Source organism: Thermoanaerobacter sp. YS13 (genome assembly GCF_000806225.2).
GTDB lineage: Bacteria > Bacillota > Thermoanaerobacteria > Thermoanaerobacterales > Thermoanaerobacteraceae > Thermoanaerobacter > Thermoanaerobacter uzonensis.
Genome location: NZ_JOOI01000002.1, coordinates 392,501 through 413,706, shown reverse-complemented (window position 1 = coordinate 413,706; position 21,206 = coordinate 392,501). Strand labels below are relative to the sequence as shown.

Below are 21,206 nucleotides of genomic sequence, written 5' to 3'. Positions count from 1 at the left end.
TATTTTATTTCCAAGGAGGGATAATTTCTGCTTTTTGAAGAGCTTTAAATACTACCACAAATACAGGCCCCATGATAAACCCTGTAAAACCAAAAAGTTTTGCACCTATAAACATAGAAAGAAGTATCACGAGAGGGTGCAATCCTATTGTATATCCTAATATTTTTGGTTCTACTATTTGTCTGACAACTGTTATAAATCCATACAATATTAAAAGATATATTCCTAACATGTAATTTTTTGTAGTTATATGGTATATGGCCCATGGAATGAGTACAAAACCGGAGCCTAATGCGGGAAGAAGGTCTGCTAAACTTACTAAAAGTCCTAAAAGGAGATAGTATTTAATACCTATGATAGCAAGACCTATAGAAGCTTCCACAAAAATCATAAATAAAACAATAAAAGTGGCTTTAAGATATCCAAACATTGTTCTAAAAAGGTCTATTTGAATATTTTTAGCGTGCATTGACCATTGTGAAGGAAACTGCCTTTTTATAAAGTCTAGTATTATATACTTGTCTTTACTCATAAAAAAAGCAGATACAAAAGAGATTAAAGTCATAAAGAGAAAATTGGGTAATTTAGTAGCAAAAGTCAAAAGCCACGTAGCAATTTGTTTAGCTAGAGCTGAAATATTATTTGCAATTGTTTGTATTTCACCTTCAATAAACGATGTAATATCAGGAGGAAGAGTCACATAATATAATTTTATTCTTTCAATTAGATTTAAAACATAGTTATTTATATTTTCTGTATGATGGGTAGCTATATCAGCTAAATTATTTAGTTCATAAACCAATTGTGTTATTGCAAGAGCAATTAAAGAACTTATTATACCAATTAACAATAAAAGTAATAAAAAAGATGCTAATCCTCTTGGCACCTTTAATTTTTTTTCTAAGAAATTTACACCAGGATCAATTATTACAGCAAAAAGCAAAGCCACTACAAATGGCATCAAGAAAGGAATAATTTTAAATATGACCAAGTAAAATATAACAAAGACAGCAACAATGAGCAGTGTTTTTTTTATTATATCACCGTATCTCAATAGAAAATTATTCACCGTTTTAACCTCCTTTCTCTTTATTATAATATGAGAATTGTTGAAAGTCTATTGTTAAGTAATTATTGACTATAATAAAAAATCCGCCGAAACGGATTTTTCAAAGGGCGGTTTTTATTTTTGCTATTTCTTTTGATTTTTGTGCGAGTTCACTTCTCGTTATAAGTCCTTTTTCTACCAGTAAATCTATGAGGGAAAGTAAAGCCAGTAAATTTTTGTACTCTGTGTCTTTTATTTCGGCTAAATCTAAAAGATACTCTATTTCTCTCATTTTACATCTCTCCCAAAAAATTCTTTAATTTTATTATTAACAGATATTAGAAAAAATATGCATACAAAATAAAAAAATTAGAATTTGTTTGAAGTTTATGTTATAATATCACTGTACTTTTAAGTGAGGAGAGAAAATATGGGCAAAAATATGCAAAAAGAAATATTAAGCTGGATATTTACTATAGCTCTTGCTTTTTTAATTGCAATGTTCATAAGAACCTATGTTTTTGAATTGGTAGATGTACCTACTGGTTCAATGCTAAATACTATTCAAATAAATGATAAATTTATTGTAAACAAGTTTATATACAGGTTTGAACCTGTCAAAAGAGGAGATATTGTAGTATTTCGTTTTCCTGATGATCCAAAGGTTAATTTTGTAAAAAGAGTTATTGGCATTGGTGGAGATGTAATTGAAATAAAAAATGGTCAGTTAATAAGAAATGGAAAAGTAGTGAAGGAACCTTATATAAAAGAACCAATGAAGGGAAATTTTGGTCCATATGTAGTTCCACCTGGTCATTATTTTATGTTGGGAGATAATAGAAACCAATCGATGGATAGTAGGTTTTGGGAGCACAAGTACGTATCGAAAGATCAAATTTTGGGCAAAATAGTTTTTAGAATATGGCCTCCCGATCGAATTGGTTCTATGTCTGGAAAATAGCTATTGAAAGTAAAGTGATAAAGTAGTATAATATTAAGAAAAGAAATAAGTTGGCAATGAAGGGACGAGTAGTAAGTATAAACTTTTAAGAGAGCTGGTGGTGGGTGTGAACCAGTAAGTTTTGCTTATGAATTCCATCCCAGAGCTAAGGTGTAATGACCTTCGGGCGACCGTTAAATCATGTGGAGGGCTTGTTTAAGCCGAAAGAGGGTGGCAACACGGCATTCCCGTCCCTTTAGGGGACGGGAATTATTTTTTAAAGGAGGTGTATCAGGTGTTAGATGTAAAAAGAATAAGAAGCAATCCTGAAGCTATAAAGCGGGCTATTGAGCTTAAAAAAGATAAGGCAGATATAGATAAATTTTTAGAATTAGATGAGAAAAGAAGGCAGATGTTAGTAGAATTAGAAGCATTAAAAAATCGGCGAAATGTAGAGTCAGATAATATTGCAAAACTTAAAAGAGAAGGAAAAAATGCTAGTGACTTGATAGCTGAAATGAAGGAATTGTCTGACAAAATTAAAGAAATGGAGCAGGAAGTAAAAGAGGTAGAAGAAGAATTAGAGCGAATTTTGTGGACAATCCCTAATATACCTCACGAGAGCGTGCCAATCGGTGATAGCGATGAAGATAATGTTGAAGTAAGAAGATGGGGTGAACCAAGAAAATTTGACTTTGAACCAAAGCCTCATTGGGAAATAGGGGAAGAATTGGGCATTTTAGACTTTGAAGCTGCAGCGAGAGTAACAGGCTCCAGGTTCACTTTTTACAAAGGTCTTGGGGCTCGTTTAGAAAGGGCACTTATAAACTTCATGCTGGACTTACACGTTGAAAAACATGGGTACACTGAGGTGTTTCCCCCATTTATGGTACATAGAAGGAGTATGCTTGGCACAGGACAACTTCCTAAATTTGAAGAAGATGCTTTTAAGGTTTACGGTACTGATTATTTTTTGATACCCACAGCAGAAGTGCCTGTAACCAATATGTACAGAGATACAATAATAGATGGTGACGAGCTTCCAATATATCATTGTGCTTATAGCGCATGCTTCAGACAAGAAGCAGGTTCTGCGGGGAGAGATACAAGAGGACTTATAAGGCAGCACCAATTTAATAAAGTTGAACTTGTCAAATTTACAGAACCAGAAAAATCCTATGAAGAATTAGAAAGAATGACTAAAGATGCTGAAGAAGTTTTACAGGCATTAGGACTTCCTTACAGAGTAGTGGCTATATGCACAGGAGATTTAGGTTTTACTGCTTCAAAGAAATATGACATAGAAGTGTGGATGCCAAGCTATGGAAGATATGTGGAAATATCCTCTTGCAGTAATTGTGAAGATTTTCAAGCGAGAAGAGCTAATATAAAATACAGACCTAAAAATGGAGGAAAAGCACAATATGTCCATACTTTAAATGGTTCTGGGGTTGCTGTAGGAAGGACTTTTGCTGCAATATTAGAAAACTATCAGCAAAAAGATGGTTCAGTTGTCATACCGGAAGTTTTAAGACCTTACATGAAAGTAGATGTTATAAAGAAATAAATGTATTATATTCAAATATTATACTTCTAAAGCATATTGACAACACTGCTGGTGTATGATATACTTTATATCGTCCCAGCTGGGAGAGGTGTCCGAGTGGTTTAAGGAGCTGGTCTTGAAAACCAGTGACTCCTCACGGAGCCGTGGGTTCGAATCCCACCCTCTCCGCCAGAAAGTTAATATTTCTTATGAGCAACCAGCGTGGAGAAGTACCCAAGATGGTGAAGGGGCGGTCCTGCTAAGACTGTAGGTCGGGGATAACCCGGCGCGAGGGTTCGAGTCCCTCCTTCTCCGCCATTTTATTATGTGGTTGCTCTATTTTATTATTTTTTATCTTTTCCAAGTATTACTGTCACATCTACATTTGCATCAGGTGAGATATCTTTTTCTACAGTGGTTATAAAAAGTGTTTTTGCAACTTTTTTAGCTTTTTCTTCATTAGTTCTCGCATATACGTGGGAAGAAGTAAAAGTCATACCGACGATGTTTCCAATCTTCACAACATCAAAACCTTGGTTTTTTAAAATTTCAGCATATTTTGTAGCAAGTCCCGGTATTCCTGCACCGTTTAAAACTTCTACTTTTATGTCTTTATTTTCAAGTAAAGACGTAGTTGAAGTATTTGAGCTTGAGACCTCATTGCTGAAAAGTTCTTTTATTATTTCTTGAGCTTTTAAACTGTCTACAAAGAAATAACTGGTATTACCATCATATCGCCCTTCTCCAGGAAGGGTTCTTGCATCTATAGATGAAGGCTTGTCTTTTATAAATTGATAAGCGTATTGAGTTATCTCGGAGGCAGTTAGGTCTGTTTTCAAATATTGACTAACTGTTATTGCTAAAGAAGGTACTTTTGGCAATATTGAGGGTTGTAGTATTTTTTTTAATAAAGCTTGGAGAAATTGATGCTGTGCATTTATTCTTCCAAGGTCACCGTCTACATAACCATGTCTATATCTTACAAACTGAATTGCCTTTTCTCCATCTAATACTTGTTTACCTTTTTTTAAATCTATATGAAGAGGGGGATTTGAACTGTTGTCATCGTATTTCATGTTAAAAGGTACATCAACTTCTACTCCTCCAATTGTATCTATTATTTTCTTGAAACCTTCATAATTTAAAATTACATAATTATCAATTTTGATATCTAATAAATCTTCTATTGCTTTTTCTAGCCCTTCAATTTTTTCTTCAGAAAAGGCAGCATTTATTTTTTTCTCTTCTGGAGCGTTAAATCCTGGCCTTGGATAGTATGTATCTCTTGGAATTGATAATATATTTATTTTTTTGTTTACAGCGTCATAGTTTATTACAAAAATAGTATCTGATAAATTGTTTTCATCACTGCCTACAAAAAGAATGTTTTTATTTTCTATAGCTTGTTCTTTATTTTGAGACTCATTTTTACTAACGGTAGAAGTATTTTTTTCATTTGAAACAGGAACATGGATATTTTTATAAAATATATAAGTTCCTACACCTAGGGAAAGGACGATACCTATTATAATAAGAATTATTATTTTTAGTATTTTTTTCATGGCTTTTCCTCCTATAACTACCGTACCATTATTTTGCTTATATAATGAATATATAGCATTTTAGAAATTAAAAGTCAATTAATAGAATGTTATAAGTTATTAAATATTTATTAAGTTTATCTTTCTTCTTTCTCTAAGACTACATATCAAGATTATGATATAATTAATAAAAAGAAAAGTTATGAAAAAGGGGTGCTGAGTTTGAAAAGACCTAATATTTTTTTAATTTCTTTTATCATTTTAATTTTTGTGATTTTAGGAATTGTTGTAAGTTTTATAAACATCCTCGTGGATTTTCAATGGTTTTCTGATTTGCATTATCTTAATGTATTTTTTAAAAAATTTTTGACTCAGCTTACAATAGGCGTGCCGATTTTTATTCTTGTATTTATGGTGTTGTATTTTTATACAAACAAGATAATAAGAGATTATGTTAATTTTGCACAGGATATAATCGTTAAAAAAAATATTAACATATATAGAAGATTAGGTATTGCTATTTCTCTATTAATTGCACTATTTATAACGCTATATGCAGCGACAAATTGGTGGAATGATTTATTGTTTTTTGTAAATTCTGTAGATTTTAATGAAACTGACCCCATATTTCATAAAGATATTAGCTTCTATATGTTTAAATTACCTCTTTTTTATGATATTTATAATCTTTTAATTGTCTTTATACCTATGATAATAGTTGGCATAATAATCGCGTATGGACTAATGTACTTGTCTGATAAAACAAGGTTTTATGAGATTTCAGATAGAGATGGAAATTTATTTAAAGCCATTTATAACAAAGACATTTTAATAAAAGCATTTAAAGAAGTTGTTCTCTTAGGATTTATCTTTTTTATACTCATGGGAATAGGGTATTATTTAAAAGCTTTTAAACTTTTGTATTCTACAAAAGGTATAGTTTTTGGAGCAACTTATACTGATATTCACGTTTCACTGCAGTTTTATAGGGCACTTGTAATAATTTCTTTTGTAGCAGCTATTTTTCTTTTGATAGGATTTTATAAGAAAAATGTAAAATATATAGTTGCTGCTCCGGCTATTATAATAATTTTAGCAGCCATAATGGTGATCACTGAAACAGTCGTTCAGAATTTAATTGTTTCTCCTAATGAGTTAGACAAAGAAAAAAAATATATAAGCTATAACATAGAATACACAAAAAAGGCTTTTGGGTTAGATAGAGTAACAGAAGAAAATTATGATATGAAAAAAGAGTTAACTCCTAAAGTTTTGGAAGAAAATAAGGCTACTATTGATAATATAATGATTAACGACTATAGACCAGTTAAACAGGCGTATAATCAATTGCAAGCGATAAGGCTTTATTACAAGTTTAATGACATTGACATAGATAGGTATACAATAGATGGAAAATACAGGCAAGTATTTTTAGCAGCAAGAGAGATGGACCACGAAAGTTTATCTCCTCAAGCAAAAACATGGATAAATTTACATTTAAAATACACCCATGGTTACGGTGTAGTAATGTCTCTAGTCAATGATGTTACACCAACAGGCCAACCGGCTATGATAATAAAAAACATACCACCTTCTACCGACACGGATATAAAAATTGAAAGACCTGAAATTTACTTTGGAGAACTTACTAACGATTATGTTATTGTAAATACAAAAACTGGAGAATTTGATTATCCTTCTGGAGACAAAAATGTCCAGACAAATTATAAGGGAACTACAGGTATACCTATGACATTTATAAACAGAATACTTTTTAGTATATATACCAAAGATGCAAGAATTTTATTGTCTACTGATATAACAAAAGACAGTAAAATAATGATATATCGCAATATAGAGCAAAGGGTTTCTAAAATAGCTCCTTTTTTGCTCTATGACGATGACCCTTATATTGTAATAGATAATGGTAAATTATATTGGATAATAGACGCTTACACATATTCTACTAATTATCCATATTCTCAGCCTTATGGGAGTATGAGAATCAATTATATAAGAAATTCTGTGAAAGTAGTTGTAGATGCTTATAATGGAGATGTTAAGTACTATATTTCAGACAATAATGATCCTTTAATAAAAATATATAGCAAAATTTTCCCTACATTATTTAGAGATATAAAAGAAATGCCTCATGGTTTGAAACAACATATAAGGTATCCTCAATTTCTATTTGACATTCAAACAGAGGTTTATAAAAATTATCACATGACTGACCCGCAAGTGTTTTACAATAAAGAAGACGCATGGGATATTGCAAAAGAAAAATTTGAAGATAAAATAGAGTACCAGGAATCTCAATATATGATAATGAGGTTACCTGGGGAAAGCAAGGAAGAATTTATTTTGATGATACCTTATACTCCTGCGACAAAAGCCAATATGGTAGCGTGGATGGCTGCAAGGATGGATGGTGATAACTACGGCAAACTTATTGTATACAAATTTCCTAAAAATACAATTATGTATGGACCTTTGCAAATAGAAAACATGATTGATCAAGATCCTAATATTTCTAAAGAATTGAGCTTGTGGAACCAACAGGGTTCAACAGTCAGTAGAGGAAATCTTCTTTCGATCCCGATTGATGATTCTATGCTTTATGTAGAGCCTTTGTATATACAGTCGCAAAATCAGAATGCATTGCCAGAAGTAAAGAGAGTTATTGTAGCTTATAAAGACCAGATTGTAATGGAAGATACTTTAAAAAATGCTTTAAATAAATTGTTTAACCTGAATACTCAGCAAATACCTCAGCAAAATGTACCTTCAAATACAGCAAATGATACACAAAAGCAGCTTATAGAGAACGCTCATGAAACATATCAAAACGCCATGGAAGCAGTTCAGAAAGGAAATTGGTCTGATTTTGGCAAATATATGGAGGAATTAAGGAAGATATTAGATGAATTAAATAAAAGTGTGAAAAAATAATATAAGGGAAAATAAAGAAGGTTACAATTGCAATTGAAATTAAAATGTGTTATTATATATTATAGCTTAAGCGCCCGTAGCTCAATTGGATAGAGCATTTGACTACGGATCAAAAGGCTGGGGGTTCGAGTCCCTCCGGGCGCACCATTTTGACAACTTTATAAACTTAATTTGTGAACATTTTGCAAACATCCGAAATAATTAACTCTCACCTATAAGGTGAGAGTTAATTTGTTGACAAAAAGCCAAAATATTAAAATAAGATATTTTTTATCGTTATTATGATATTTCAAATCGAATAAACTAAACTTGACCATTGGGTTTTGGCAGGGCGCACCTCCTCTCTTAGTAACGCATTCGATTCTCTTTGCTACGGCCCTACATCCACCAGCGGTCTTTATAAGCTTTGTTAGTGCTTTCTCACAAACCGCACCAATTTCACATATTTACTCTGAACAAATGTATTTAAGAACATCTATTATTATGATTTTAAAGTCATACCTATATAAAATATTACAGGTATTGCTATAGCATGAATAAGGACCCACCAACCCCAACCTATAGAAGGAGTCCATTTTACCATATTTTCACCACCTTATATATTGGTTCATAATTTATTATGTTTGATTTTGCATTATTTATACTTTAAAGTTTTATGCGTTTTGTTAGTTTAAATACATAGATTATTTCTCAATGATAATGAAATTATAAGAGAATACGAAAGTATTTATATAAAGTTAAGGGTATTGGCATTGTGCTGATACTCTTTTTATTATTTGGACTCGACTAACATTATTTTGTACAAAGATATGGATTTCTTTTATTGGTTTAAAAGGTTATTAGTGGTATAATGATAATGGAAATTGCTAAAAAATTAACTTTTGTTACAAAAGGATTGATATTTTGGCAAATAAAAATTTTATGATGGAGTGGTAAAAATGGCCAATGTGGCATTGCAAAATTATTATGACATTGTTATAACAGGGGACTCTATTTCAAAGGGTGTGGTATATAGCGAAGAAAAAAATAAGTATGTTATATCGGATGTAAATTATGTAAATTTACTAAAAGACAACATAAAAGGAACAGTAAGAAATATTGCCAAATTTGGGAACACTCTTTTAAAAGGTATTGACACTTTGAAGAGGTACTTGTCAGATAAACCTGATATAGTTGTAATAGAATTTGGAGGAAATGACTGTGATTTTGATTGGGAAGAAATTGCAAAGAATCCTCATGCTGAGCATAGACCCAAAACAGATTTTTATATTTTTAAAGAAAAGCTCAAAGAATTGATAAAATTCTTAGAGGATGCAAACATAATTCCTGTGTTAATGACATTACCTCCTTTGGATGCTGACAGATATTTTAAATGGATAAGTAAAAACAGTGAAGAGAGGGGTGAAAACATTTTAAAATGGTTAGGCAGTGTGACTAAGATATATTGGTGGCAGGAAAAGTATAACTCAGCTATATTAAGTATAGCAGAAGAAACAAAAACAAGGCTTATTGATATAAGGAGCGCTTTTTTGGATTACCCGGATTTTAGGCAATTTATTTGTACTGATGGTATTCATCCTAATGAGAGGGGACATAAAATAATAGCACATAAGATATACGAATATCTACAAAAAAATTATACGCATCTTTTAAAGGAGTGAACGTATAAAATTAAACCAAAATTATGTAGTTTTTTATTGCACTATCAATCAATATATACGATGTTATGGGAGGGAAATTTATGAAGAAGATACTTGTATGTGATGATGAAAATTCTTTATTGAACATGTTAAGTATTATTTTAAAAAAAGAAGGATATGATGTAATATGCACACAAAATGGGAAGGAAATTATTGAGAAATTGAAAGAAAACATACCTGATCTGATTGTTCTTGATGTAATGTTACCTGATGTAAATGGGTTTGATATTTTAAAAACAATTTCGCCGAAATATAAAATACCTATTTTAATGCTGACGGCGAAAAGCGACATAATTGATAAAGTTCTGGGTCTTGAATTTGGAGCTGATGACTATATTACAAAACCTTTTGGTACACGTGAATTTTTAGCAAGAGTAAAAGCACTATTAAGGAGAATGGAAGAAGTAAAAAAAATAAGCACGACATTTAGCTATAAAGAGCTTTTTGTTGATTTTGATCAAAGAGTTGTTAAAAAAAGCGGTAATCCTTTAAATTTAACGCCTAAAGAGTTTGAACTTTTGAAAGTTTTAATCGAAGCAAAAGGGGCTGTTTTGTCAAGAGATGAGTTACTTGACAGGGTATGGGGCTATGACTACTGCGGTGATACAAGAACTGTGGATATTCATATATTGCGTTTGAGGAAAAAAATTGAAGATGACGTTTCTAATCCAGTTTATATATTAACAGTTTATGGCTGTGGATATAAATTGGGTATAGAATAAAAATAAAGAAAAATTAATAAAAATGTAGCAGGATTGAAACAAGAATGTAACAAGAATGAAACAATTGGAATTTATAATGTAATTGTATAAAATTATTAGAATAAATTTGGAGGTGCTGAAGTGAAATCTATAAAATTATTAATTTTATTTATTTGTTTTATATTACCAATCAATTTAACCGCATGCAAAAGTACAAATAATGGAGATATAAAGCCAGTAAAGAACAATAAAGATATATCTTTTAATATGACCATTGAAGACAAAGATGCGACTAAGGTTATTTATGAATTTTATAAACTTGTGGTAGAAAAAAAGCCCGATGAATATACAAAGTTATATACAAAAGAATATAGAAAATTATTAATGGATGAAAATGTAAAAGATGATATAAAATATATAAAAAGTGCAACTATAAAAGATGTAAAATTTTTAAAAAGTATGCCTCAAGAAAAAGGTACCCAAGAATATAAAGTAGAAATTGACCTTCAATATGAAGGAGTACCTGAGGATTTAAAGCCAATTGCAATTTCGGGAGAAAGGACATTATTTATTATATTAAAGTTTGAAGATGGTGGATGGAAAATTGCCTCTATTGGAACGGGACCATAGGAGGTAGATAATGAAAATTAGAACAAGAATTTTAATATATTATACTGGCGCGTTTATTGCTATTATTACATTGATAGGTTACTTTATGTTAAATTCTATAACTAATTATGTCATTAAAAATACGGTCAACAACTTGATTGACAATATTTATATAAATCGAGAAATAAACTTGATTGGAAATAATCCCTTTGTTCCCGAAGAATTACTTAGAAAATATGCGGATAGTATTGTTTCAAATTTAAGTCAAAATAATATTTTTATTAAACTGTATGACAAGCAAAATTTAATTAGTTATTCACTACCTGACTCTGTTAATATGTGCAATGACGGGAAAACAAATATGGATGATATTTAAAGTTGGAAGTCTCGCCGAGACTTTTAATCGCATGGCAAAGGCTATATCAAAACACATCATAGATATTGCGATTGAAAAAAATAAACTTAATAGTGTTTTATCTGGACTAAATGAAGGTGTGATTGCTTTTAATGATAGTCATATTATTATATTTAAAAACAAAAAAACTAATGAATTATAAAGGAAACACAGATGAAAAACTCAAAAAAATGGGGTTTAAATGAGAATAGTTATTTGTTTTTAGATGACAGTGATAATAGTTTAATTTTAAAGCAGCTTTTTGAATTTTCACGCGAAGTGAAATTTGAAGGAGAAGTTAAGTTACTTGCAGAATTTACTTTACCCAAAATACTCTGATAATTCAAAATAAAGGTTATTTTGTGAATATAGGTAGTAAAATAATTAGAGATAGTAAAATTTCCGAGAATAGAATAGTAAGGAGTTAAAAAATTATCAACTTTTTAAAGGGAAATTAATAAAAGATAAAAAACAATGCTACTTCTTGGATTCGAGGTAGAGCTAAATTGCCTGGGTGCTTTCCCATAAAATGGGGAGACTATTTTCAGGCCTTTTTCGTTTATATCCTTGAATACCGCCTTTAAAATTTCTTTCAAACTTTTTCTCTCATCTATGTATTTTTCCCTGTATCGTATTATTTCTGCTATAGCATTAGTCTGGCTCTTATCTACAGTTTGTTCAACATAATCAAGGTCAATTTCTTCATATCCAAGGCGTATAGTTTCTTTGTCTTTTGATTTTACTTTTTTCCCCTTTGCTCTAAGCCCTTCTTTGAGAGGTATTCGATCTTTCACAGTAGAAATTTACTTTGTGAGGATGGGATTCATCCAAATGAAGAGGGGCATAAGATAATGGCTCATAAAATAGATGAATATTTGAGGAAACATTATCCATTTATTTTAAAAATCTAAGAGGAGGGAGATGTCAGATGGAATTTATGAATGCCAGTCTTCCGGAAGAAATTGCAAGAGAAGAGAACTTGGGAAATTACGATAAGGCTTTGCAGCTTATTGAGAGATGGCTCAAAAAGGATATACCCTCATGGCTTAAAAAAAGGCTTATTTTTGAAAAAGACAGAATAAAGATTTTTTTTTCAAGTTATCCTTACACAGAGGAAGAGGCAATTAAAAAAGGTAAAGAGGTTATTAAAAGTTTTAGTGAGGAAGAGTTTTACAAACTTTTAGAGGAGGGAATTGTTGATTACATTGTTGTCAATGGAGAGAGAAAATATGAAAGAAGGTATGCTTACAATATAGGATATACTCTTTCTGAATATAAGGAAAGGATAGCAAGGTCAGAAAGCATAGAAAAAGATAGAAAATTACTTAAGGAGAGGTTGAATAGTCTGATAAAAGGAGATAAAGCAAAGGAATATAGAGTTAAAGGGCGAATGAGTTTAAAAATAGAAGAAGATGTAAAAGATGAGGTAAGAGTCTGGATTCCTTTCCCTAAAGAAGAATTACAGCAAAAAGATGTAAAACTTATATCACAGAGCCACGAAAAATATACTCTTGCTCCCAGTGAAGCTCCTCAGAGGACGATTTACTTTGAAGGTAAAAGCTCGGAGGAGTATTTTGTGGAATTTGAATATACCATAAAAGAGTGGGTAAACAAAGTGGAACCTGAAAAAATCAGAGAAGCAAAGGGCAGTGTTTTTCTAGAAGAACAGCCTCCTCATATAGTTTTTACACCTTATCTTAAAAAACTCGCCTACGAAATTGTGGGAGATGAGAAAAATCCATATTATAAAGCTAAAAAAATATACGATTGGATTACTTTAAATGTAAACTATTCTTACGTTAAACCTTACGTCATTTATGATAATATATCTCAGTTTGTTGCTTCTAATTTGAAAGGGGATTGTGGCTTTCAGGCACTTTTATTTATAACACTCTGCAGAATTGTAGGGGTGCCTGCAAGATGGCAGTCTGGGTGGTACATAAGTCCTTTCTTCACATCTCCCCATGATTGGGCGCTGTTTTTTGCACCGCCTTACGGCTGGTTGCCTGCAGACCTCTCCTTTGGAGGACGTTATAGGGGAAATAAAGAACTTCGCAATTTCTACTTTGGAAATTTGGACGGATTTAGAATGGTGGCTAACAGCGATTTTATGAAGGATTTTATTCCATCTAAGACTCATTGGAGGAGTGACCCTTGTGATAATCAAGTGGGTGAAGTAGAGACAATGGATAGAAATATTTACAATTTCTCATATAAAATAAATGTTTTGAAATTTAATTCCATAAATTAATGATTGTGTTCACTTGACAGGAGAGAGATTCTCTGATAAAATACATTCATGCAGAGAGTGAAAAGCAATGGCAAATAAATTTATGGAAGAAGCCTTGAAAGAAGCGAAGAAAAGCTACGAATTAGGCGAAGTTCCTGTTGGAGCTGTCATAGTAAAAAATGGAGAAATAATAGCAAAAGGTCATAACCAAAAAGAATCGTCAAATAATGCGACAGCTCATGCGGAAATAATTGCCATAAGAGAAGCCTGCAGAAGGTTGGGGAATTGGAGGCTTGAAGATTGTAGCTTATATGTTACTATGGAACCTTGTCCCATGTGTGCGGGGGCTATTGTGGAGGCTCGAATAAAAAGAGTCTATATAGGAACAGAGAGCCCAAAAGAAGGAGCAGCTGGTTCTGTAATAAACATCTTAAATAATAAAGATCTAGGGACTAGTACCGAAGTTTACTTTGGAATAATGGAAGAAGAAGCAAAAGGACTTCTAAAGAAGTTTTTCGAAAATTTAAGAGAGTAAGTGCGGAGAGATGGCTGAGTGGTCGAAAGCGCTCGCCTCGAAAGCGAGTGGGCGAATTTTTCGCCTCGTGAGTTCGAATCTCACTCTCTCCGCCATGAAAATTGAATAAAAAGGTGGAGTAATCACAAGGGTTGAAGTCCAGTAAAACGTGGAGAGATGACCGAGTGGACGAAGGTGCACGACTGGAAATCGTGTGTACCCTTTAAAAGGGGTACCGAGGGTTCGAATCCCTCTCTCTCCGCCATGAAAAAGGTAATTCTTGGCCGTACTAGATGGGGAGGTAGCGGTGCCCTGTAACCTGCAACCCGCTATAGCAGGGTCGAATTCCCAGGCTGAGGCCTGACCATTGTAAGGTCTGGCATAAGTAAGTGGCGTTGATACTTGAGTCCTGCGCAACGGAAATTTGCGAACCCCGTCAGGTCCGGAAGGAAGCAGCGGTAAGCAAATACTTCCGTGTGCCGCAGGGGCGCTTGAGTGGAGCTAACTGCTTATGTAACGCTTATGGTGGCAGGTCGAAGCTGGGTGTACGGCCTTTTATTTTTTATTTGTCCTTTGCTATTATGTTCTCAAAAATCATATCTTCAGCTTTTGAAATTTTGTGATGATTAGGGTGCACTTATTCTGAGTCTATTTTTGGGGGAGGCATTCAGAATAAGTGTGCTATTTTTTTATGGGTGATTTTTGCCTACTCCAACGTTTATTCTAGAACCCATATGTTTTTTACATAGCCCTTCTTAAAAGTTTCCATTTAAGTTTTTATAGGTTTATCCGAAATAACATAGGGAAGTCGTTTTCTACAAAAGAAGAAAGTTGGGGGATTTTATGTTAAGTGATTATAATAAAAAGCTATTCTTTGTTTTATTTGGTTTATCGATAACTGTGTACACATTGTCTGTTGTGCATTTTTTATCAGGCTTTGAAAATAAAATTTTTATTGGTGGCATAATTTTATTAATTTTAACGGGGCTATCTGTTATTTTGTCTAAAAAGCTATCTCAGCCCCTTGAGAAATTAAATGAAGGTGTAAAGAGAATAGCTCAAGGGGATTTTAGTTTTCGCATAAATGTTACCGATTCAAAAGAATTTATAGAACTATCAAAAAATTTCAATTCTATGGCAATGGAGTTATCACAAAGTTACATGAAACTAAAAGAACAAACTGAAAATTTAATGCGCCAAAACGAAGAATTACAAGAATTTAATGCAGAGTTGGAAGCTTCATATGAGCAATTAGAAGTTTTAGCTCATGAGCTAGAAATTTCTGAAAGAAAGTATAGATTGTTAGTTGATAATATTTTAGATATTTTGTGGGTGACAGACAAAAATTTTATTATTGAATTTGTCAATTCAAGAGTTGTAAGATATTTGAATTATACACCTCCGGAGTTAATAGGGAAAAGTCTCTTGGAAATTGTGGATGAAGAAAGTAAAGAGACATTAAAAGACATGATGGCAGGAAAAATCAATTTTTCGGAGATTAATTTTAAAAGTAAAGAAGGTTTGCTGGTCATAACAGAAACTCATGTAAAAAGGCTTAAAGTTGAGGGAGATGTGGTAGGCATACAAGGTATTTCCAGGGATATTACAGAGATCTATCATGTTAAACGGCAAATAGTTGAAAAAAACAATGAAATATTGGCCATAAGCGATGTAGGAAGACTTTTAACATCGGGAAGTGACATGAAGGAAGTGTTAAATAATATTGTGGAAAAAGTAGCAAATATACTCAATTCACCTCTCTGTACCATAAGAGAGCATGATAAAAAGTCACAAAAATTTATTTTACTTACAAAAGGCGGGGAGCTTAAAGATTATCCTATCTCAAGTGAAATAATATTGCCACAACAAGATATTAATGATTTAGTGAATTTGAAAGAAATAAAAATAAAAGGTGTTGAGGAGTTCCCACATGATAATAATTTAACCTCTATTTTTGTTGCTAAAGAAGTCTTTTCTGTCGTTATTGTGCCTTTAGTCTCCAGGAATGAAACGATTGGAATATTGACTGTATGGACTTCTACCAAGACAGTAAAAAACATGAGTTTGTTGAGGTCGATTGCGAGTGCAGTCTCTGTTGCAATTGAAAATTCCAAGCTTTATGACGAAATCAAGAAGTTATTTATAAAGATGATAGAAGCTCTTGCTTATGCAGTTGAAGCAAAAGACGTTTATACAAAAGGGCATTCAATGAGAGTATCTCAATATGCGGCTTTGATAGGAGAATATATGGGGCTTTCAAGAGAAAAAATAGAACAACTTAGAATTGCTGGGATATTACATGATATAGGAAAGATAGGTATTTCAGATGCGATTCTTTTGAAGATGGGAAAACTTACAGATGAAGAATATAAGGTAATTAAAAGTCATCCAGAAATATCAAGAAGAATTTTAATGCCTATTGATCTGCCAGAAGAGATATTAGAGGCTGTTTCAAAGCATCATGAGCGATATGATGGGAAAGGTTATCCTTATGGGTTAAAAGGGGAAGAAATCCCTATAGAGGCAGCAATTCTCGGTGTGGCAGATGCATTTGATGCCATGACTTCAGATAGGTCTTACAGAAAAGGAATGAATGTTGAAGAAGCTATAAATGAGTTTTTAAAATATAAAGGAACACAATTCCATCCTGAAGTGGTAGATACCTTTATTTCTCTTTACATGAATGAAAAACACAGACTAGAAGAGATAAAAAATCAAGTTTTTTCAAATGCTTCTTAAAAGATATAGAAATATATCTTTTTTTTTGTTACAATTGAATATAACGAGGTGTTAAAGTATGTATCAGTCTTTATATAGAAAGTACAGGCCCAAAAGCTTTAAAGAGGTGGTGGGGCAAGAGCATATTGTAAAAACTTTAAAAAATCAAACAAAGCTTAATAAGATAGGACATGCTTATCTCTTTACAGGCACAAGAGGAACAGGGAAAACCAGTGTAGCTAAGATTTTTGCAAAAGCAGTTAATTGTTTAAATAATACAGATGGAGAGCCTTGTAATTCTTGTGAGATTTGTCAAGCTATAAATAACAATACTACGATGGATGTTTTAGAGATTGATGCTGCATCTAATAACAGTGTAAATGATGTAAGAGAATTGAGAGAGTCTGTAATTTACGCTCCTTCTCAAGCTAAGTACAAAGTATATATAATTGATGAAGTGCATATGCTTTCTACGGGGGCTTTTAATGCTCTTTTAAAAACGTTGGAAGAACCTCCTCCTCATGTGATTTTTATTCTTGCTACTACTGAACCGGATAAATTACCTGATACTATTTTATCCCGCTGTCAAAGGTTTGACTTCAAAAGAATACCTACCCGGTTAATCGTTCAAAATCTTGATAGGATTTGCAATGACAGTGGAATAAAAATCGAAGAGAAGGGCCTTAAAACTATTGCTCTCTATGGCAATGGTTCTATGAGAGATGCGATAAGTCTACTAGAACAATGTGCTTCTTACAAAGAAGGCCTTATAATCTATGAAGATGTATGCGAAATGTTAGGTGTAGCTAATGATGAAATGTTATTTTCACTTTTAGATCACATGAATGCTAGAGATGTAGCAGCTTCATTGAAACAATTAGATAAAATTTTGTCTTATGGAATAGACGTGGGAAATTTTTTAAAGTCCTTAACTTATATTTTAAGAGATATGGTGCTTTACAAAACAGGAGGAGAAGAGTTAAAAGAAATTTTGTATAGCGATGTAGAAACTATAAAAGAAAGAGTGCAAAAATTTGGTACAGCTTTTTTGACTAACGCTTTAGAAAAATTTACAAATCTACAAAAAGAAGTTAGATATGCTATATCTCCGTTAACCCTCTTAGAAGTAACTATTTTGAGGTTGATAAAGCCGGAAATTTCTTACGATATGATGAGTTTGTTAACAAGAGTAGAACAAATAGAAGACAAATTAGAAAAAGGACAATTTTTTTTGAAGGAAGAAAAAGGAGAGGAAAATAAAAAAATAAATTTGCCAGAAGAAGAAAAAGAAGAAAACGTGATATCGCAAATAGTACAGCAAGAGGATATAGATCTAGAAAAGGTGTGGGCTGAAGTAAAAGAAATGATAAAAAAAGAAAGAATAGCTTTGTATGCCTTTATAGAAAAAGGAACTCCTTATTTAAAAAAAGGAATAATTGTGGTAGAATATCCTGAAGAGTATGCTTTGTTAAAGGAAGAATTAAGCAAAGCGGAAAACAAGAGTTTTATTGAAGAAATATTAAAAAAACTAGTTGGGAAAGCAATTCCTTTGAAGTTTGAGTTAAGGAAAAATGAAGAAGAATTACTTGTGCAGCAAGTTAAAGAGCTTTTTGGCGAAGATATAGAGATAATATAATAATTTTCACAAATAGTTCAAAAAAGCATATAAATATTTTTAGAATAAAAATTTAGGAGGTTATACTGTTATGGCAAAAGGAGGATTTCCGGGCGGGTTTAATATAAATAATATGATTAAACAAGCCCAGCAAATGCAGGAAGAAATGAAAAGAGTGCAAGAGGAATTAGTGCAAAAAACTGTAGAAGCTACTGCCGGTGGTGGGATGGTAAAAGTAGTTGCTAATGGCAGAAAAGAGCTTGTTAGTATTGAAATAAACCCTGATGTGGTGGATAAAGAGGATGTAGAAACGTTGGAAGACCTTGTATTGGCTGCGGTTAATCAAGCTTTGAGAAATGCAGAAGAAATGATTGCTTCTGAAATGGCAAAGATAACCGGAGGACTAAACATTCCTGGACTGTTTTGAGGTGAAAAAATGAACTATTATTCTGCATCTTTAGCAAAGCTTATAGAAGAACTGTCAAAGTTGCCCGGTATAGGTCCTAAAACAGCACAAAGGCTTGCTTTTTTCATAATAAACATGCCTTTAGAAGAGGTAAAAAGCTTATCTCAAGCGATTATTGATGCAAAAGAAAAGATAAAGTATTGTAGAATTTGTTATAACATAACTGATACAGAGGTTTGTAATATATGCAGTAATAAAGAAAGAGATCATTCTCTTATATGTGTGGTTTCTCATCCTATGGATGTTGTCGCAATGGAGAAAATACGAGAATATAAAGGAGTGTATCATGTACTCCATGGTGTTATTTCTCCGATAGAAGGCGTTGGTCCTGAAGATATAAAAATTAAAGAACTTTTAGACAGGGTTAAAAATGGAAATATAAAAGAAGTCATACTTGCTACAAATCCTGACATAGAAGGAGAAGCGACGGCAATGTACATTGCTAAGCTATTAAAGCCGTTAGGAATAAAAGTCACAAGGATTGCTCATGGGGTGCCGGTAGGCGGTGACCTGGAATACACCGATGTTGTAACTCTTTCAAGGGCTCTTGAAGGTAGAAGAGAATTGTAAAAGGTATTGCATTTTCATTTGTAGTTTATTATAATAAATTTGTGATGAATACCATAAGGCGATGGAGCTCGCCATAAATGCGGAAACGCTAATTGCTCCTATTAGGAGGATAGAAGGCCTAATAGGGGTTTTTTATTGCCTAAAAATGTAAACAGAAAGGGGATTTTCATGGAGTACATCTATATAGGTATAGGAGGATTTTTTGGAGCAGCACTAAGATATTTAATAACAATTTACTTTACAAAAATGTATCACACTATATTTCCCTTTGAAACTTTTATGATAAATATTTTAGGTTCGTTTTTATTAAGTTTTATCGCTAATTTTACTATGGATGAGTACGAGGTAAATACTAATTTGAGGTTAGCGATAACAACAGGATTTATTGGAGCTTTTACGACATTTTCTACTTTTAGTGTGGAAACAATAAATTTATTAAAGTCTGGGAAGGATTATATTGCTCTAAGTTATATAATTTTATCAATATTTGGTGGCCTTATGATGTCTTATTTAGGGTTTGAATTTGCTGACAAAACTTTTAGCTTACTAAAGGAGCGGGAAAGAGAATGATAACAAGTATACTGTATGTGGGAATTGGAGGAATTTTTGGAGCAATATTGAGATATGAAATATCGAGGCATATAAAGGAAAACCGAGAGATAATTATTCCAATCGAAACTTTCATTATAAATGTATTAGGTGCGTTTTTATTAAACTTTTTATCAAGTCCTAGAATAAATGTAGATTTAAGCTATGATGTTAAACTTTTTTTGACAACGGGATTTCTAGGTGCTTTTACGACATACTCAACTTTTTCCCATGAGACAGTAGACTTAATCAAGAATAAAAAATATTTTCATGCATTTATATATATGTCCTTAACAATTATATTTGGACTAATAGGAGGAGTATTGGGATATTATCTCGGAAATTATATGGGAAAATTAATTTGATTGGTGTATAATATATATCAGTAGAAAATAAATATCAATTAGGAGGAATAAAATGTGAACTTAAATTATAATAATTTGCTGTCCGCTTTATCTTTGGCCCTTGACGTCCAAGAGTATAAAAACATGGGACATGCAAGAAGGGTGGCTTATATTTCTTTAAGGATTTCTGAGATGTTAAATTTAAACGAAGAAGAATCAAAAAAAGTATACTATTCTGCTTTTTTACATGATATAGGGAAAGGGGATATATACGAAGACTTTGACACAGATGAATGGTGGAAACACAGTGAAAGAGGAAGTGAGATTGTAAAGAAGTTGCCCTTTGGAGAAAATTTTTCGGATATTATAAGATATCATCATGAAAATTACGATGGAAGCGGATATTTTAAGCTAAATGGCGATTCTATTCCTTTAGGAGCTCAAATTGTTTTTATATCTGATCAATTTGATATACGTTACACCTCATTGGCTGGGAAAGAAAGCGAGTATAATATTCGGAATAATATCAAAGAATGTATAAAAAGTGGCACTGGAAAGATGTTTAATCCTGTGGTTGCAAATGCATTACTTGACCTTACAAGACAAGAAAAATTTTGGCTTGATTATAAATTTTTTGATATAAAAACTATATTAAAAAGGATTGAACCTAAGGACATGGTTTCAATAGGAATTAATGAATTAGAAGATATAGCAGAAACTTTCGCGCAGA

21 protein-coding genes, 5 tRNA genes, 1 other RNA gene, 1 pseudogene, 1 riboswitch and 1 other annotated feature (1 of these 30 cut by a window edge) are annotated in these 21,206 nt (G+C 32.3%); of the genes and pseudogenes, 24 read left to right on the top strand and 4 right to left on the bottom strand.

The genetic code is table 11. The features are described 5' to 3' along the window. Window positions 1-4: 4 nt before the first annotated feature. Both ytvI and THYS13_RS14420 read right to left on the bottom strand, forming a co-directional pair. Window positions 5-1,069 carry a sporulation integral membrane protein YtvI gene (gene ytvI, locus THYS13_RS09845; protein ID WP_042834356.1) on the bottom strand — a complete coding sequence of 355 codons (1,065 nt, stop codon included), beginning with the start codon at window positions 1,067-1,069 and terminating at the stop codon, window positions 5-7. A gap of 100 nt (window positions 1,070-1,169) precedes the next feature. Next, window positions 1,170-1,340 (bottom strand): hypothetical protein, encoded by a 171-nt coding sequence (locus THYS13_RS14420; protein WP_201035679.1) that lies wholly within the window; start codon window positions 1,338-1,340, stop codon window positions 1,170-1,172. A gap of 138 nt (window positions 1,341-1,478) precedes the next feature. Here THYS13_RS14420 and lepB point away from each other — a divergent pair, with 138 nt between their 5' ends. The 4 genes from lepB (at window position 1,479) to THYS13_RS09825 (ending at window position 3,852) form a co-directional block, all read left to right on the top strand. Continuing rightward, window positions 1,479-2,009 carry a signal peptidase I gene (gene lepB / locus THYS13_RS09840; protein ID WP_042834355.1) on the top strand — a complete coding sequence of 177 codons (531 nt, stop codon included), beginning with the start codon at window positions 1,479-1,481 and terminating at the stop codon, window positions 2,007-2,009. Between the two features lie 47 nt (window positions 2,010-2,056). Beyond that, window positions 2,057-2,247: a binding site (T-box leader), on the top strand. A gap of 36 nt (window positions 2,248-2,283) precedes the next feature. Further along, window positions 2,284-3,555 carry a serine--tRNA ligase gene (gene serS / locus THYS13_RS09835; protein ID WP_042834354.1) on the top strand — a complete coding sequence of 424 codons (1,272 nt, stop codon included), beginning with the start codon at window positions 2,284-2,286 and terminating at the stop codon, window positions 3,553-3,555. Window positions 3,556-3,637: 82 nt separating this feature from the next. Further along, window positions 3,638-3,726 (top strand) — tRNA-Ser (locus tag THYS13_RS09830). A gap of 32 nt (window positions 3,727-3,758) precedes the next feature. Then, window positions 3,759-3,852: transfer RNA gene (locus tag THYS13_RS09825), tRNA-Ser, on the top strand. A 26-nt stretch (window positions 3,853-3,878) separates the two neighbouring features. Here THYS13_RS09825 and THYS13_RS09820 read toward each other — a convergent pair. Continuing rightward, the gene (locus tag THYS13_RS09820; RefSeq protein WP_042834352.1) at window positions 3,879-5,096 is read right to left on the bottom strand and encodes an LCP family protein; all 1,218 of its coding nucleotides are present in this window, start codon (window positions 5,094-5,096) and stop codon (window positions 3,879-3,881) included. A gap of 201 nt (window positions 5,097-5,297) precedes the next feature. Between THYS13_RS09820 and THYS13_RS09815 the strand changes: the two genes are divergently transcribed. The 7 genes from THYS13_RS09815 (at window position 5,298) to THYS13_RS14315 (ending at window position 11,770) form a co-directional block, all read left to right on the top strand. Then, the gene (locus THYS13_RS09815) at window positions 5,298-8,027 is read left to right on the top strand and encodes a UPF0182 family protein (RefSeq protein WP_042834351.1); all 2,730 of its coding nucleotides are present in this window, start codon (window positions 5,298-5,300) and stop codon (window positions 8,025-8,027) included. 70 nt (window positions 8,028-8,097) lie between these two features. Further along, window positions 8,098-8,174, top strand: a tRNA-Arg gene (locus THYS13_RS09810). Window positions 8,175-8,965: 791 nt separating this feature from the next. Next, window positions 8,966-9,688: an SGNH/GDSL hydrolase family protein gene (locus tag THYS13_RS09805; protein WP_042834350.1), complete on the top strand. Its 723-nt coding sequence runs from the start codon at window positions 8,966-8,968 to the stop codon at window positions 9,686-9,688. An 80-nt stretch (window positions 9,689-9,768) separates the two neighbouring features. Beyond that, on the top strand, window positions 9,769-10,449 hold the full coding sequence (locus tag THYS13_RS09800) for a response regulator transcription factor (protein ID WP_042834349.1): 681 nt from the start codon (window positions 9,769-9,771) through the stop codon (window positions 10,447-10,449). 120 nt (window positions 10,450-10,569) lie between these two features. After that, window positions 10,570-11,058: a hypothetical protein gene (locus THYS13_RS09795; protein WP_042834348.1), complete on the top strand. Its 489-nt coding sequence runs from the start codon at window positions 10,570-10,572 to the stop codon at window positions 11,056-11,058. A gap of 10 nt (window positions 11,059-11,068) precedes the next feature. Then, entirely contained in the window at window positions 11,069-11,413 is a 345-nt protein-coding gene (locus THYS13_RS09790) for a hypothetical protein (protein WP_042834347.1), read from the top strand. Between the two features lie 192 nt (window positions 11,414-11,605). After that, the gene (locus THYS13_RS14315; protein WP_161485938.1) at window positions 11,606-11,770 is read left to right on the top strand and encodes a hypothetical protein; all 165 of its coding nucleotides are present in this window, start codon (window positions 11,606-11,608) and stop codon (window positions 11,768-11,770) included. Between the two features lie 115 nt (window positions 11,771-11,885). On the opposite strand, the pseudogene THYS13_RS09780 reads toward THYS13_RS14315, so the two are convergent. Beyond that, window positions 11,886-12,225, bottom strand: a pseudogene (locus tag THYS13_RS09780) (ATPase); the annotation flags it as partial. On the opposite strand from THYS13_RS09780, the gene THYS13_RS14855 reads away from it, so the two are divergent. The 13 genes from THYS13_RS14855 to THYS13_RS09720 form a co-directional block, all read left to right on the top strand. After that, window positions 12,217-12,342 carry a hypothetical protein gene (locus THYS13_RS14855; protein ID WP_304440912.1) on the top strand — a complete coding sequence of 42 codons (126 nt, stop codon included), beginning with the start codon at window positions 12,217-12,219 and terminating at the stop codon, window positions 12,340-12,342. The pseudogene THYS13_RS09780 and the gene THYS13_RS14855 overlap by 9 nt on opposite strands. 17 nt (window positions 12,343-12,359) lie before the next feature. After that, on the top strand, window positions 12,360-13,682 hold the full coding sequence (locus THYS13_RS09775) for a transglutaminase-like domain-containing protein (RefSeq protein WP_042834343.1): 1,323 nt from the start codon (window positions 12,360-12,362) through the stop codon (window positions 13,680-13,682). 67 nt (window positions 13,683-13,749) lie between these two features. Then, window positions 13,750-14,196, top strand: coding sequence for a nucleoside deaminase (locus THYS13_RS09770; protein ID WP_042834342.1), 447 nt, complete (start codon window positions 13,750-13,752; stop codon window positions 14,194-14,196). 4 nt (window positions 14,197-14,200) lie between these two features. Then, a tRNA-Ser gene (locus THYS13_RS09765) sits at window positions 14,201-14,291 on the top strand. A gap of 55 nt (window positions 14,292-14,346) precedes the next feature. Continuing rightward, window positions 14,347-14,440 (top strand) — tRNA-Ser (locus THYS13_RS09760). A 19-nt stretch (window positions 14,441-14,459) separates the two neighbouring features. Further along, window positions 14,460-14,726, top strand: an RNA gene (gene ffs, locus THYS13_RS09755) — signal recognition particle sRNA large type. Between the two features lie 292 nt (window positions 14,727-15,018). Further along, window positions 15,019-16,914, top strand: a complete 1,896-nt coding sequence (locus tag THYS13_RS09750) for an HD domain-containing phosphohydrolase (protein ID WP_042834341.1) — start codon at window positions 15,019-15,021, stop codon at window positions 16,912-16,914. Between the two features lie 58 nt (window positions 16,915-16,972). Beyond that, window positions 16,973-18,529 (top strand): DNA polymerase III subunit gamma/tau, encoded by a 1,557-nt coding sequence (gene dnaX / locus THYS13_RS09745; protein ID WP_042834339.1) that lies wholly within the window; start codon window positions 16,973-16,975, stop codon window positions 18,527-18,529. A 70-nt stretch (window positions 18,530-18,599) separates the two neighbouring features. After that, window positions 18,600-18,935 (top strand): YbaB/EbfC family nucleoid-associated protein, encoded by a 336-nt coding sequence (locus tag THYS13_RS09740; protein ID WP_042834338.1) that lies wholly within the window; start codon window positions 18,600-18,602, stop codon window positions 18,933-18,935. A gap of 9 nt (window positions 18,936-18,944) precedes the next feature. Next, window positions 18,945-19,544 carry a recombination mediator RecR gene (recR, locus tag THYS13_RS09735; protein ID WP_042834337.1) on the top strand — a complete coding sequence of 200 codons (600 nt, stop codon included), beginning with the start codon at window positions 18,945-18,947 and terminating at the stop codon, window positions 19,542-19,544. 48 nt (window positions 19,545-19,592) lie between these two features. Next, window positions 19,593-19,652: riboswitch (Fluoride riboswitch) on the top strand. Window positions 19,653-19,712: 60 nt separating this feature from the next. Further along, on the top strand, window positions 19,713-20,114 hold the full coding sequence (gene crcB / locus THYS13_RS09730) for a fluoride efflux transporter CrcB (RefSeq protein WP_042834772.1): 402 nt from the start codon (window positions 19,713-19,715) through the stop codon (window positions 20,112-20,114). Further along, window positions 20,114-20,497: a fluoride efflux transporter CrcB gene (crcB, locus tag THYS13_RS09725; RefSeq protein WP_201035688.1), complete on the top strand. Its 384-nt coding sequence runs from the start codon at window positions 20,114-20,116 to the stop codon at window positions 20,495-20,497. Before crcB (THYS13_RS09730) ends, crcB (THYS13_RS09725) begins: the two co-directional genes overlap by 1 nt. Before the next feature lie 54 nt (window positions 20,498-20,551). Next, on the top strand, window positions 20,552-21,206 hold the 5' portion of the coding sequence (locus THYS13_RS09720; RefSeq protein ID WP_042834335.1) for an HD-GYP domain-containing protein. 518 nt of this gene lie beyond the right edge of the window; the window shows 655 of its 1,173 coding nt (coding positions 1-655); its start codon is at window positions 20,552-20,554; the stop codon falls past the right edge of the window.